This window comes from Nocardiopsis sp. NPDC006198 (genome assembly GCF_040613895.1).
GTDB lineage: Bacteria > Actinomycetota > Actinomycetes > Streptosporangiales > Streptosporangiaceae > Nocardiopsis > Nocardiopsis tropica.
The window spans coordinates 34,201-46,888 of sequence record NZ_JBEXSY010000019.1 but is presented as its reverse complement, the minus strand read 5'-3'; the positions used below and the strand labels follow the sequence as shown (position 1 = coordinate 46,888).

The window sequence follows — 12,688 nt, the reverse complement described above, 5'->3', positions numbered from 1 at the left end:
TCCTCCCCCTCATCCCAGCCGGCGCACGTGCTGCGACCGGACGAGCTGCCCTCCAAGGACCGGGGGGCCGGGGCCAGGACCGTCCCCCTGGTGACGTACGCGCGCGGGGCTACGTCCTTCCTCAACGGCACGACAGTCTTCGAACCGGGCGCCGCGATCGGCCACCACACCCACAACGTGGTGGAGTCGGTCATGGTGATCCAGGGGCGGGCGATCGTCGACATCGACGGCGAGCGCACCGAGCTGCGGACCTTCGACACCACCCTGGTCCCGGCCAACATCCCCCACCACTTCGAGAACGCCTCCGTTACCGAGCCCATGCGCATCCTGTGGACCTACGCCTCCGTGGACGCCACGCGCACCCTTCTGGACTCCGGTGAACACGGACGTATCGACGGCGAGTCCACGGGCGAGAGGGTGTCCGTGCGTGCCGCCGACGCGGTGGTCGAGGTCGCCGACCTGCACGTGGCGCCAGGCCACGAGGGGGCCTTCGAGGAGGCGGTCGCGGAGGCCTCGACCCTCTTCCAGCAGGCCGCAGGCACCCGAAGCCTGGTACTGGAGAGGTCGCACGAGGATCCGTCGCACTACCGGCTGGTCGTGCGGTGGGAGTCCGTCACCGACCACACGGAGGGCTTCCGAGGGTCGTCGGCGTTCACCCGGTGGCGGGAGCTCGTCGGCCCACACCTGTCCACCGACCCCGTCGCGGAGCACTTCCGCCACGTGCTGACGGGTTTCTGACCGGACCGCGCTCCGCCCTGTCTCAGGGTCCGGTCCCCGATGGTGTGCCCCGGGGCCGGGCCCCGCAGGCGGCCGGACAGGGGCCCTCGCGCGACGTGCGAGGCCACGGGCGCCGGGTATGCCCGGCGCTCCCTGGAAGAACGGAAAACCCACGGCACCAGGCCCGGTCACCCGAGTCGTCCGTCCAGTGACGGAAGATCGTCTCGGGGGCGAAGGCTCTCCCGCACCGGCCGCGGAAGAGACCGTGGACCGGGCACGAGAGCAGGCACGACTGCGGATCCGCGGTTACGCCGAGGGGTCGCTCGGCGCGGCCGGGGCCGACGCGGTCCCCGGCCCCGCCACGGCCCGCCTCAGGGGCCGGCCGTCTTCTCCTCGCCCACCGTCTCCAGGTGGCGGCGCAGGTACTCCGAGGCCTCCGGGAGGCGGTCCTCCAGCAGCAGGTCGGCCAGGTGGACGTGCTCGCGACAGCGGATCACGGCCCGCTCGGGGACCAGGGTGCGCCGGTACTCCATCAGCCTGCGGAGGCGGTTGACACGGGCCAGGCTCTCGACGAAGAAGTCGTTGCCGCTGCCCAGGGTGACCGTCTCGTGGAGGCGGGAGTTGAGGTCGAAGAGTTCGGAGCCGGAGACCTCGTGGACCCGCCCGTCCACCAGCTCCTGCTGTTCCCTGCGCCGCTGGAGCAGGGCTGTGCGGTCGACGGCGTAACCGGGTTCGAGAATGGCGGCGGGCTCCACCAGCAGGCGGAAGCGGTAGCTGTCGCGGTAGGCCTCCAGGGAGGTCAGCATGGGCGAGAACTCCCACCCGTACCCCGGCAGGGCCTCGATCCACCCCTCGGTGGAGATCCGACGCAGGACCGGGGTGAGCTGGCCGCGGGTGGCGTCGTACCGCCGCAGCAGCGCGTTCTCGGTCACCTGCCGGGGCAGCTCCCCCTGGAGCAGGTCCTCGGCGATGCGTGTGTACAACTTCTCGCTCTGTGCGTCGTGGGCTGGCGGGACGGGAGGGGGCGTCGCTCCGGCAGCGCCGGAGACGACGTAACCGCCCCGGTCGGTGCGGGCGACCATGCCCTCCCGCTCCAGCTCCTGGAGGGCGCGCCGCACCGGGGAGCGGGAGACCCTGAACCTCTCGGCCAGGGACCTCTCCACCAGGCGGGCGCCCTCGGCGAGTCCCTCGTCGCTGATGTGGGAGAGCAGTTGTCGGCGGATGAGGCCGATGAGGGGGGTGGAGCCCTTGTCCTCGGTGTCCGCCATCGGCCTCTCTCCTTGCCACGTCACACGCCGTCAGTCCTTGCGCTCCCCGGTGGGCGCGGGGGTGGGCCGTTCCTCGGCGGAGACGGTGGGTGTGGAGCGGTTGCGCCGCAGGGCCAGAACCCCCACCACCGCCATCCCCGCCACGAGGACGGAGTAGAGCCCGATGGTGAGCGGGCTGCTGACGAAGAACAGGGGATCGCCCTGCCCGGCACTGACGGACCTGCGGAACTCGGTCTCGGCCAGGGGACCGAGGATGACACCGATGAGGACCGGTGCCAGCGGCAGGTCGAAGCGGCGCATCATGAACCCCAGGAGCCCGAGGCTGAGCAGGAGCACCAGGTCGGCCACGGAGGAGCTGATCGAGTATACCCCCAGCACCGCTAGAACCCCGATGCCCGCGTACAGGTAGGGGGCGGGCACCTTGAGCAGGTTGGCCCACAGGGGCGCGAAGGGCAGGTTCAGCGCCAGCAGGATGAACAGGCCGAGGAACAGGCTGGCGATGAGCGCCCAGACGATGTCGCCGCTGCGCTCGAAGAGGAGGGGGCCGGGCTGCATCCCGTACTGCCGGAACGCGGCGAGCATGATGGCGGCGGTCGCCGAGGTGGGGAGGCCGATGGCCAGGAGGGCTCCCATCGCGCTGGCGGCGGTGGCGTTCCCTGAGGCTTCGGGGCCCGCCACGCCCTGGATGGCTCCGCGGGTGCCGAAGTCGGTGTCGCCGCGGCGTCGGGCCAGGCGCTTCTCGACCGTGTAGGCCAGGAACGAGGGCACTTCCGCCCCGCCGGCGGGGATCGTGCCGAAGGGGACGCCGATCGCGGTGCCGCGCAGCCAGGCGGGCAGCGCCTGGCGGATCTCGGTGCGGGTCAGCCAGGGACGCCCCGAGCCGATGACGCGATCCCGGTCCTTGCGCCGGTGGATCCGGGAGGCCAGGAAGAACACCTCGCCCAGGGCGAGGAGTCCGACGGTGACCACGACGATGGAGATCCCGTCGAAGAGGTAGGGCACGCCCAGGGTGAAGCGGGAGGTCCCCGAGACGCCGTCGACGCCCACCAGCGCGATGAGCAGCCCGATCGACAGGGACGCGACGCCCTTGACGAAGGACTCGGCCACGACCCAGGAGATGGCGACGAAGGCGAACAGGGCCAGGGCGAAGTACTCGGCCGGGCCGAACATCGCCGCCATGCGGATGATGTACGGGGCCAGGACGACGACGAGCGCGGTCGCGATCAGTCCGCCGGAGAAGGCGCCCAGGGCGGAGGCGGCCAGGGCCTTGGCGCCCCGGCCGTCCAGGGCCATGCGGTGCCCCTCGATCGACCCGGCGATCGCGGTGGCGTTGCCCGGGGTGTTGAGCAGGATTCCCGCGATGGAGTCGCCGAACAGGCCGCCGTAGTAGACGCCGGCGAACATGATCAGGGCCCCGGTGGGTTCCAGGGCGAAGGTGACCGGCAGCAGCAGGGCGACGGCCATGGCCGAGCCCAGGCCGGGGAGGACGCCCACGGCGGTTCCCAGGACGGCGCCGAGGAAGAGCCAGAGCAGGTTCACAGGTGTCAGGGCGGCGGCGAAACCGCCGAGGAGGTCGTTCAGCTGATCCATGGGAGAAGGCCTCCGATGACGCCCGAGGGCAGGTTCAGTCCGAGGCCGATGGAGAAGGCGATCTGGACGGTGCAGGAGAAGACGAGGGCCACGGAGGCGTTCAGGAGGTGGTTGCGTGTGCCCAGGGCGCAACTGACCGCCCAGAACAGGGCCGCGGCGCTGAGGATCCAGCCCACGGGCCGCAGCAGGAGGACGAAGGCGACGAAGGCGGACGCCACGAGGAGGAAGGTGCGCCAGTCCACCCGGGGGTCCTCCCCCGGCTCCGGCTCGGCCTCGGTCCGCGCGGTGGCGGGGAGGCCGGGCCGGCGCCGCTCCCGCGCCACGACGCGCACGGTCACGCCGATGCCGCTGACGAGCAGCATGACCGCGACGATCGAGGGGAAGACCTGGGGACCGGGGCTGGAGTCGCCGATGACCTCCATGGTCGCGGTGTTGTAGGCACAGAAGGCCGCCAGGGCGTAGAGGAGGGCCGCCACCCCCAGTTCGGCGTAGTCGCGCTTGTGGGCGGGCGGGGCCGCTTGTTCGGGCTCGGTGTGCGAGACGGCGGTCACTGTGCCCCTCCGGAGAGAAGTCGTCGGGTGGTCTCGACCTCTTCGTCGATGAAGTCGGTGTAGTCCTGGCCTGTCAGGACGGTCTCCTGCCACTGGTTGCGTTCGAGTGCGCTCCGCCACTCCTCGGTCCGGACGAGGTCGGCGACGACCTGTTCCAGCTCGGCGGCCTGGTCCGCGGAGATGCCGGGTGGCGCGACGAAGCCGCGCCAGTTCGACGTCACCGTCTCGATGCCCTGCTCGCGGAAGGTCGACAGGTCGATGCCGGCGACCGCTTCGGGGGCGGTGATGCCGATGCCGTTCATGGTTCCGGCCCGGATCTGGTCGCTGAGCTCGGCGTATCCGGAGACGCCGGCCGCGGCGGTGCCCGAGAGCAGGGCTCCCAGGACCTCTCCGCCTCCGGAGTAGGCGAGGTAGTTGACGTCGTTCGCCGGGATGCCGACCTCCTGGGCCAGCGCGAGGATCGCGAGGTGGTCGGTGTTGCCCAGCGCGCCTCCGGCGATGGGGTGGCCCCGGGGGTCCTCCTTCCACGCCCGGAGGAACTCGGCCGCCCCCGTGGGGTCGTAGGGAGAGTCACCGGGTGTGACGATCACGGGGTAGTCCGTGGTCACCGCGCTGATCGGGGTGACGTCGTCCAGGGTGGCCGTGCTGTCGGCGACCTCCACGCCGCCGACCATGGCCGAGCCGACGACGAGGAGCACGTCGTCGCGGTCCTCCATCTCGACCAGCGTCTGCAGTCCCACCGTGCCCGAGGCTCCGGGGATGTTGAGGACCTGGACGTTGCCGGAGATGCCGTTGGAGCGCAGTGTCTGCTGTGCCTCACGGGCCAGGAGGTCGTAGCCTCCGCCCGCGGAGCCGGGGACGATGAGCGTCAGACTGCTTCTGGGGCCTCCGCTGCCCTGGGTGGTCGCCGCGTCGACGAGCGCGACGGGGACTGTCACTGCGAGCGCGACGGCAAGGGCCACGCTCTGGATTCTCAGCTTCATCGTGGGTGGAGTCTCCCGGTCAAACGAACAGGTCAGGTGAAGGTTGGCGTCGAGCCCCCGATCATTTTTGGTACTATGTCACCACGAAATGCCAAAAGCAAGCTTCTTGTGTGATTCTCGGAACACGCCCGTATCACGTAGGACACAAGGGGAGGCCCCGCCCCCGCCGGCGGTCACGCCGTGGCGCGCCCGCCCCGCACGGTTCCCGCACCGGTCGCGCCCCGGCTTGGTATACAGGTCGACATACCCGGCAGGACCGACCGTCTCCGCACGCCGGTGGTCGACGCACCGCGCGCGGTGCCGTCTCGACCCGGGGCGGGGAGCCCACACGAGCGGCAGGAAGACATGGCAAGCAAGACCGAGAGCGTCTACCAGCGCCTCAAGGACGAGATCGAGGCGTTGACGCTCCCTCCCGGGGCACGCCTGAGCGAGCTGACGGTGGCCGAACGCTTCGGGGCCTCGCGAACGCCCGTGCGCGAGGCGCTCCGGCGCCTGGCCCGCGAGGGGCTCGTGGACTTCGTTCCCGGCGAGGTCGCCAGGGTCTCCCCCATCTCGTTGAACGGCGTCCGCGAGCTGTTCGAGTTCCGCATGATCCTCGAGCCCTCCGCGGCCCGCATGGTGACCCTCGACGGGATGTCCGACCCGGAACGGGTGTCGGCCTTCCGGCCGCTGGCGGCCGAGTTCGAGACGATGCGCCGGCGGGCCGGGGACGAGGCGTGGGAGGACCTGCACAGCCGCTTCTACGAACTCACCGAGAGGTTCGACCAGCACCTGGTCGCGGCCACGCGCAACCCGTTGCTGGCTGAAGCCGTCGTGCAGTACAGGGGACAGAGCAAACGGCTGCGCAAGATCGCCCACAACGACCCCGAGCACCTGGCGGAGTCGGCACGGGAGCACCTGCGCATGTGCACGGCCGTCGTCGAGGGCAGGCCGGAGGCCGCGGCGGAGGAGGTCGGCCGCCATCTGGCCGAGACCCTGCGCGTCATCATCGACGAGCTGGTGCGGAGCCACGGCCGCCCGCGGACCGACATCCACCTGTGAAGGGACGGGCCCTCGCGCCCGGGCCTGTCCGGGACGCCTGAGACCGGGGGCCTCCGGCCATGCCCCCGAGGGGTGTGCGGCGGGCCCTCGCGTCCCGCCGCACACCCGTCGGCGTGAGCAGCCCGCGACCCCGCCCGGACGCGACCGCGTTCCGCGCTCGCCGCCCGTGCTCGCCTCCCCGTGCGGGCCGGGGATGCGGGCCCCGGACACACCGCTCCGGGACTGCGATGTACAAGCCTGTATACTGGTCGATATACAGAGCTGACGTGAGGAACGAACATGCCCGCAAGCCGCCTGGTCACCGCAGGCCCGTACACGGATTTCGGTGAACGCGTACTCCTGGCCCACGGCGTTCCCGCCGCGGACGCCCGCCTGCTCTCGGACAGCCTCGTCAGGGCGGAGCTGTGGGGGCACTCCTCGCACGGCATGCTCCGCCTCCCCTGGTACACCGCACGACTGCGCAGCGGCGCGATGAGAGCGGTCACCGAACCCGAGGTCGTCTCCGACTCGGGGACGATGCTCGTGCTCGACGGCCGGGACGGCATCGGCCAGGTCCTGACCGCGAACGCGGTGGAGGAAGGGGTTCGACGGGCACGCGAGCACACGCTCTCGGGTGTGGCCGTGCGCAACTCCAACCACTTCGGCACCGCCGCCTACTTCACCCGCCGCGCGGCCGAGCAGGGGTGCGTGGCGATCCTGGCGACCAACGCCAGCCCCGCCATGGCCCCCTGGGGCGGCAAGGAGAAGAGCATCGGCACCAACCCGTGGTCGCTGGCCGCCCCCGGGGGGCGCTACGGCCCGGTGGTGATGGACATCGCCAACACGGCCGTGGCCCGGGGCAAGATCTACCTGGCCGGGGAACGCGAGGAACCCATCCCCGAGGGGTGGGCGGCGGACTCCGAGGGACGGCCCACCACCGACCCGCGCAAGGCGGTCGACGGACTCATCCTGCCCATGGCCGGCCACAAGGGGTACGTCATCTCCTTCATGTTCGACGTCCTGGCCGGGGTGTTGACGGGCAGCGCGTTCGGGAGCTCCGTCGTGGGCCCCTACTCCCCCGAGGGGCGCAGCGGCTGCGGCCACCTGCTGCTGACCATCGACGTGGCCTCGATGGCGGACACCGGGGAGTTCACCCGCCGGGTCGAGGCCTTGGTGGAGGAGACCAAGGCCGTCCCGCTGGCCGCCGACGCCACGGAGATCCTCTACCCCGGAGAACTCGAGGAGCGCAACGAGCGGGAGCGGTTGCGCACCGGCATCCCCGTGGCCGACCAGACCTGGGCCGCCCTGGAGCGCCTGGCCCGGGAGACCTCCGTGCCCCTGCCCGAGCCGCTCGCCCCGTGAACCGTCCCGCCCCCGGATCAGAGAAGGACACAGCCATGATCGCCCTCATCGTCTCCCTCCAGGTCAGGCCAGGAGAACTGGACGCGTTCACCGCGGCCATCACCGAGAACGCCCTGCGCTCCTTCACCGACGAGCCCGGATGCCTGTACTTCGACGTCACCGTGGACGAGGCCGACGACCACCACTTCCTCTTCTACGAGCTCTACCGGGACCAGGCCGCGCTGGAGGCCCACCGGGGCGCCCCCCACTTCAAGCGGTGGCGCGAGGCGGTGGCCCGCCACGTCGTCGAGGGGAGCCAGCGCAACACCGTGGCCACACGCCTGCTGCACCACGCCTGACACCCGCCCACCACAGCCGAGGAGCCCCATGCCCAGCACACCCCGAGACCCCAACCTGCTGATCGATCCCGAGCGCGTCACGGTCTTCGACCGCGGCAACGGCGTCTCCACCACGCCCTACGTCGGCAAGTGGAACTCCGGGCAGGCCACGGTGACCACAGGCGTCACCGCGTTCGCGGTGGGCACCGGCCTGCCCCTGCACAGCCACAACTGCGAGGAGTCGGTCCTGATCCTGGAGGGGTTGGCCACCGCCGAGATCGACGGCGAGTACTTCGACCTGGAACCGGGCCAGGCGACCTGGGTCCCCGCCGGGGTCCCGCACCGCTTCCTCAACCGGGGCGGGTCGGTCATGCGCATCTACTGGCTCTACGGGGCCAGGGACGTCACCCGCACCATCACCGCCACCGGCGAGACCTTCGAGCACCTCTCGGAGAACGACAGGGGCGGACAGAGCTCGCAGTGACCCCGTCACGGCAACCGAAGGAGAAACCCGCCATGACCACCCCGACCATCACCACGGTCGACCCCGCCACGGGCCGGCCCGTGGGCGCCTACGACACCTACGACGACGCGCGCATCGACGCCGTCGTCGCGCGCAGCGCCGAACAGGCGCGGCGCTGGGCGGCCCGCCCCGTGGCGGAGCGGGCCGTCGTACTGCGACGGATCGCGGACCTGCTGCGCGAGGGGCGCGAGGACTACGCCGCCCTCATGACCCGCGAGATGGGCAAGCCCCTGGCCGAGTCCCTCGGCGAGGTCGACAAGTGCGCCCTGACCGCCGACTACTACGCCGACCACGCCGAGGCCTTCCTCGCCGAGGAACCCGTCGACGTCGCACCGGCCCGCGCGTGGGTGGCCCACGAGCCCCTGGGCGTCGTGCTGGCCGTCATGCCGTGGAACTTCCCCTTCTGGCAGGTCATGCGCGCCGGCCTTCCCGCACTGGCCGCGGGTAACGGGATGGTCCTCAAGCACGCCGCCAACTCCACCGGCAGCGCCCTGGCCCTGGAGGAGCTGCTGGGAAGGGCCGGGGCCCCGCAGGGGCTGCTCGGCGCCCTGGTGGTCGAGGAGCCCCGTGTCCCCGGGGTCATCGCCTCCCTGGTCGCCGACGACCGGGTCCAGGCTGTCACCCTGACCGGGAGCAACCGCGCCGGCTCGGCGGTCGGCGCGCTGGCCGGCCGCGAGGTCAAGAAGTCGGTCCTGGAACTGGGGGGCTCCGACCCCTTCGTGGTGCTCGCCGACGCCGACCTGGACCTGGCCGTCCCCGCCGCGGTCCGCGCCCGGTTCACCAACGCCGGCCAGAGCTGCGTGTGCGCCAAGAGGTTCATCGTCGAGCGGACGGCTTACGAGGAGTTCGTGCGGCGCTTCGTCGCCGCGGCGGAGTCCCTGCGGGTGGGCGATCCGACCGATCCCGCGACCCAGATGGGCCCCCTCGCCCGGGAGGACCTGCGCCACGCGCTGCACGACCAGGTGGAGCGGTCGGTGGCGGCGGGGGCCGAACTGCGCACCGGCGGCGGCCCGTTGGACCGCGACGGCTACTTCTACGCGCCGACGGTCCTGACGAACACGGGTCCGGGTGTGCCGGCCTTCGACGAGGAGACCTTCGGACCGGTTGCGGCCGTCGCCGTGGCCGAGGACGAGGACCACGCGGTCGAGCTGGCGAACGCCACCGTGTACGGGCTCGGCGCGAGCGTGTGGACCGCCGACGCGGAACGGGGCGCGGCCGTGGCCCGGAGGCTGCGGTCGGGAGCCGTGTTCGTCAACGCGGTCGTGGCCTCCGACCCCCGGGTCCCGTTCGGCGGTGTGGGCAGGAGCGGCCACGGGCGCGAGCTGGGTCTGGCCGGCATCCGGGAGTTCACCAACACCCGCACCTACTGGAGCGCCGCCTGACCGTGTCCGGCGGGGCGGGGCGGTGGAGCACGGACGCGCTCCACCGCCCCACCCCGGCACCGCTCCTCGGATCCCACACCGCCCACCGACACAGATTGGTTAACCAATATTGCCTCTACAATGGGTGAGGTCGACCTGACGCCCTCCCGCCCGCAGCGCCCGGCGGGCCGGGGCCGACGGCCGAACCGCCGCTCGCCCATCGCTCTTCACAGGAGGCTGCGTGTCCGACGGTCTCGTCATCCCCGGCGACCCGGGCGGGGACAACGACGCCGCCTCCGTGACGAGGAAGCTGATCAGGCTGCTGTCCTCGGGCCAGGTCAGCCCGGGCCAGCGCCTTCCCGCGGAACGCGTGCTCGCGGACGAACTCGGCGTCAACCGCCCCACGGTGCGCGAGGCGATCCGCTCCCTGGCGTTCCTCGGACTGGTCGAGGTCAGGCGGGGCAGCGGCACCTACTACCTCGGACCGTCCAACGACCTCCTGTACAGGCTGTTCGAAACCGGCCTCATCACCGGCGAGCGCAAGGCCCGGGACATGCTCCAGGCGCGCGCGCACCTGGAGGTCCTGCTGGCGGGCCTGGCCGCGGAGCAGGCCAACGACAACGACGTCGCGGTCCTGGCGGACCGCCTGGAACAGATGCGCGTGAGCTCCCCGGAGGGCTTCCCCGAGGCCGACGTGCGCTTCCACCTGGCCATCGCCGAAGCCGCGCGCAACTCCACCCTGCGCGACATGCTGCGGGGACTGCGGACGATCATGCAGCACGGCTGGGTGGGCCGCACCGTGCAGGCCGCGGCCACCATACGCATCGCCTACCAGGACCACGTGCCGATCTTCGAGGCCATCGAGCGCCGCGACCCGGCGGCGGCCCGCGAGGCGATGTCCCAGCACATGAAGGGCGCCACGTCGCGCCTGCTCTCCGCCCTGGAGGGCCAGACCGACTAGGGCGCCGCCCGCATCCCTGCCCCCGCTGCTCGCGGAGGGCCGCGGCGCCCACGGGCCGCCGGCTCCGACCGCGGGCACGTGCCGCCATGCCTTCGAGGAACTCCTCCGGCACTCCGCGCGCCCGGGCTGTCACCGCGCTGAACAGGCACGTCTCACTTTGCTCACATTTGGTTAACCAAAAAAACACCCTCTTCGAGCAGCATAGCCCCTCCGGCGAAGCACGGCTCGTTCCCAGGTGGGCCAGAAAACCCCTCCCACCGGGCTTTTCTTCCGCACCATGAGCCGACGACACCTCCGAGTGACGATCGGTACACACCATCGTGACTCTTGACATGCGCAAGAGAGACACTAGCCTCACCTTATTGGTAAACCAATTAACGCGTTGTTGTCATCGTCGACATCTCACGCAACCAACCTCCCCCGGCCCCGGCAGGTGGACGGAACCCCAGGAGCCCCGCCCCTCACGCCGCGCGAACCGCCACAGCGAGGACGGCAGGGGCGGCCCGCGGCCGCTGCGTACGGGCCCGCGAGCCGGTCGGACCAGGATTCCTCCGCCCCGTTCCCCCTGGGCCGAGACCGCTTCAAAGGAGTGACAATGCTCGTAGCGCTGGGCTTCGCGATGGTGGCGCTCTTCATGTACTTGGTCATGGCCAAGAAGGCGACGCCGATCGTGGTACTGATCCTGGTGCCCGTGGTCTTCGGCCTGTTCGCCGGAGCGGGCCTCGGTATCAGTGACATGATCATGGAGGGCCTCCTCAACCTCGCCCCCACCGCGGGGATGATGTTCTTCGTCATCATCTACTTCGGCATGATGATCGACGTCGGGCTCTTCGATCCGCCGGTCCGCTGGATCCTGAGATTCGTCGGCCACGACCCCGTGCGACTCGTGATCGGCACGTCCCTGCTCACGTCGGTCATCTCGCTCGACGGGGACGGCTCCACGACCTTCATGATCGTCACCGCCGCCCTGCTCCCCCTGTACCTGAGGCTGGGCCTGAGCCCGGTCACCCTCACCGTGGTCGCGGCGCTCTCCAACGGCGTCCTCAACACCCTGCCCTGGGGTGGTTCGACCTCGCGGGCGGCGGCGGCCCTGGGCCTGACCCCGACCGAGATCTTCGTGCCGATGATCCCCGCCGTCATCGCCGGCCTGATGGCGACGCTCGTGCTCGCCTGGATGCTCGGACGGGCCGAGCGCAAGCGCATCGGATCCCTCAGCCTGGGCCGCGAGGACGACACGGATACCTCCGCCGGCCCGACCGGCGGTTCCCCGGCCGGCGCTCCCGCGACGGACGCCGGTCCGCAGGTTTCCACCGCGACCTCCCTGGCCGGCGTGATCGACCGGCCCAACGCCAGGCCCCGGCTCCTCCTGGTGAACCTGCTGCTGACCGTCACGGTCATGACCGTCCTGGTCGCCGACGTCGTCGAGCCGGCCGCGCTGTTCATGGTGGCCACCGCCCTGGCCCTGGTGATCAACTTCCGCCGTGTCGAGTCACAGCTGGAGCAGATCCAGGCCCACTCCTCCAGCGTCATCGCCGTGGTCGGGATGATCTTCGCCGCCTCGGTCCTCACCGGGGTCATGAACGGCACCGGGATGATCTCGGCCATGGCCGAGTGGCTGGTCGGCGTCATCCCCGCCTCCTGGGGGCCGTTCATGGCCACCATCGCGGGAGTGCTGAGCATCCCGCTGACCTTCGTGCTGACCAACGACGCCTTCTACTTCGGCATCCTGCCGATCCTCGCCGAGACGGCGGGCCACTACGGCATCAGCCCCGTGGAGGTGGCCCGGGCCTCCCTCGTGGGGCAGGCCCTGCACCAGTCGAGTCCGCTGGTGGCGTCCTTCCTGCTCCTGATCGGGTTCGCCAAGGTGAACATGGGCCAGCACCTGCGCATGGCCCTCTGGCGGGGCTCGGCCGTCGCGCTCGTCATGCTCGTCACCGGCGGCCTCGTCGGGGTCTACCCGCTGCTGTGAGGTCCCCGCACGCACCGGCCGCGGCGGGGCCACGGGTCCCGGGTGGTCCGTGGTCGCCGCGCCGGC

12 protein-coding genes are annotated in these 12,688 nt (G+C 71.3%); 8 read left to right on the top strand and 4 right to left on the bottom strand.

Going from position 1 to position 12,688, the window contains the following annotated elements; translation table 11 throughout:
* Positions 1-27: 27 nt before the first annotated feature.
* Positions 28-738 carry a cupin domain-containing protein gene (locus ABZ234_RS15325; protein WP_355012455.1) on the top strand — a complete coding sequence of 237 codons (711 nt, stop codon included), beginning with the start codon at positions 28-30 and terminating at the stop codon, positions 736-738.
* A gap of 350 nt (positions 739-1,088) precedes the next feature.
* On the opposite strand, the gene ABZ234_RS15320 is transcribed toward ABZ234_RS15325, so the two are convergent.
* Genes ABZ234_RS15320 through ABZ234_RS15305 form a run of 4 tightly spaced genes read right to left on the bottom strand, consistent with a single transcriptional unit; the run spans position 1,089 to position 5,109 of the window.
* Positions 1,089-1,985 (bottom strand): GntR family transcriptional regulator, encoded by an 897-nt coding sequence (locus ABZ234_RS15320; protein WP_355012454.1) that lies wholly within the window; start codon positions 1,983-1,985, stop codon positions 1,089-1,091.
* A 30-nt stretch (positions 1,986-2,015) separates the two neighbouring features.
* A complete protein-coding gene (locus ABZ234_RS15315) occupies positions 2,016-3,575 on the bottom strand; it encodes a tripartite tricarboxylate transporter permease (RefSeq protein WP_355012453.1) in 1,560 nt (519 codons plus the stop codon).
* Entirely contained in the window at positions 3,563-4,126 is a 564-nt protein-coding gene (locus ABZ234_RS15310) for a tripartite tricarboxylate transporter TctB family protein (RefSeq protein ID WP_355012452.1), read from the bottom strand. The genes ABZ234_RS15315 and ABZ234_RS15310 overlap by 13 nt, the downstream gene beginning before the upstream one ends.
* Complete coding sequence (locus ABZ234_RS15305; protein WP_355012451.1) at positions 4,123-5,109, bottom strand: tripartite tricarboxylate transporter substrate-binding protein; 987 nt, start codon at positions 5,107-5,109, stop codon at positions 4,123-4,125. Before ABZ234_RS15305 ends, ABZ234_RS15310 begins: the two co-directional genes overlap by 4 nt.
* Positions 5,110-5,454: 345 nt before the next feature.
* On the opposite strand from ABZ234_RS15305, the gene ABZ234_RS15300 reads away from it, so the two are divergent.
* The 7 genes from ABZ234_RS15300 (at position 5,455) to ABZ234_RS15270 (ending at position 12,622) form a co-directional block, all read left to right on the top strand.
* Positions 5,455-6,150, top strand: a complete 696-nt coding sequence (locus ABZ234_RS15300; RefSeq protein ID WP_355012450.1) for a GntR family transcriptional regulator — start codon at positions 5,455-5,457, stop codon at positions 6,148-6,150.
* A gap of 279 nt (positions 6,151-6,429) precedes the next feature.
* Positions 6,430-7,491 carry an Ldh family oxidoreductase gene (locus ABZ234_RS15295; protein ID WP_355012449.1) on the top strand — a complete coding sequence of 354 codons (1,062 nt, stop codon included), beginning with the start codon at positions 6,430-6,432 and terminating at the stop codon, positions 7,489-7,491.
* A gap of 35 nt (positions 7,492-7,526) precedes the next feature.
* A complete protein-coding gene (locus tag ABZ234_RS15290; RefSeq protein ID WP_355012448.1) occupies positions 7,527-7,829 on the top strand; it encodes a putative quinol monooxygenase in 303 nt (100 codons plus the stop codon).
* Between the two features lie 28 nt (positions 7,830-7,857).
* A complete protein-coding gene (locus ABZ234_RS15285; RefSeq protein ID WP_355012447.1) occupies positions 7,858-8,292 on the top strand; it encodes a cupin domain-containing protein in 435 nt (144 codons plus the stop codon).
* A 32-nt stretch (positions 8,293-8,324) separates the two neighbouring features.
* Positions 8,325-9,713 (top strand): NAD-dependent succinate-semialdehyde dehydrogenase, encoded by a 1,389-nt coding sequence (locus ABZ234_RS15280; RefSeq protein ID WP_355012446.1) that lies wholly within the window; start codon positions 8,325-8,327, stop codon positions 9,711-9,713.
* A gap of 220 nt (positions 9,714-9,933) precedes the next feature.
* Positions 9,934-10,653, top strand: coding sequence for a FadR/GntR family transcriptional regulator (locus ABZ234_RS15275; protein ID WP_355012445.1), 720 nt, complete (start codon positions 9,934-9,936; stop codon positions 10,651-10,653).
* Positions 10,654-11,248: 595 nt separating this feature from the next.
* Complete coding sequence (locus tag ABZ234_RS15270; RefSeq protein ID WP_355012444.1) at positions 11,249-12,622, top strand: citrate:proton symporter; 1,374 nt, start codon at positions 11,249-11,251, stop codon at positions 12,620-12,622.
* Positions 12,623-12,688: the final 66 nt, after the last annotated feature.

What these genes read in the sequence shown, in the direction of transcription:
- ABZ234_RS15320 (WP_355012454.1), bottom strand. Translation starts at nt 1,985, where the DNA reads ATGGCGGACACCGAGGACAAGGGCTCCACCCCCCTCATCGGCCTCATC.
- ABZ234_RS15315 (WP_355012453.1), bottom strand. Translation starts at nt 3,575, where the DNA reads ATGGATCAGCTGAACGACCTCCTCGGCGGTTTCGCCGCCGCCCTGACA.
- ABZ234_RS15305 (WP_355012451.1), bottom strand. Translation starts at nt 5,109, where the DNA reads ATGAAGCTGAGAATCCAGAGCGTGGCCCTTGCCGTCGCGCTCGCAGTG.
- ABZ234_RS15300 (WP_355012450.1), top strand. Translation starts at nt 5,455, where the DNA reads ATGGCAAGCAAGACCGAGAGCGTCTACCAGCGCCTCAAGGACGAGATC.
- ABZ234_RS15295 (WP_355012449.1), top strand. Translation starts at nt 6,430, where the DNA reads ATGCCCGCAAGCCGCCTGGTCACCGCAGGCCCGTACACGGATTTCGGT.
- ABZ234_RS15290 (WP_355012448.1), top strand. Translation starts at nt 7,527, where the DNA reads ATGATCGCCCTCATCGTCTCCCTCCAGGTCAGGCCAGGAGAACTGGAC.
- ABZ234_RS15285 (WP_355012447.1), top strand. Translation starts at nt 7,858, where the DNA reads ATGCCCAGCACACCCCGAGACCCCAACCTGCTGATCGATCCCGAGCGC.
- ABZ234_RS15280 (WP_355012446.1), top strand. Translation starts at nt 8,325, where the DNA reads ATGACCACCCCGACCATCACCACGGTCGACCCCGCCACGGGCCGGCCC.
- ABZ234_RS15270 (WP_355012444.1), top strand. Translation starts at nt 11,249, where the DNA reads ATGCTCGTAGCGCTGGGCTTCGCGATGGTGGCGCTCTTCATGTACTTG.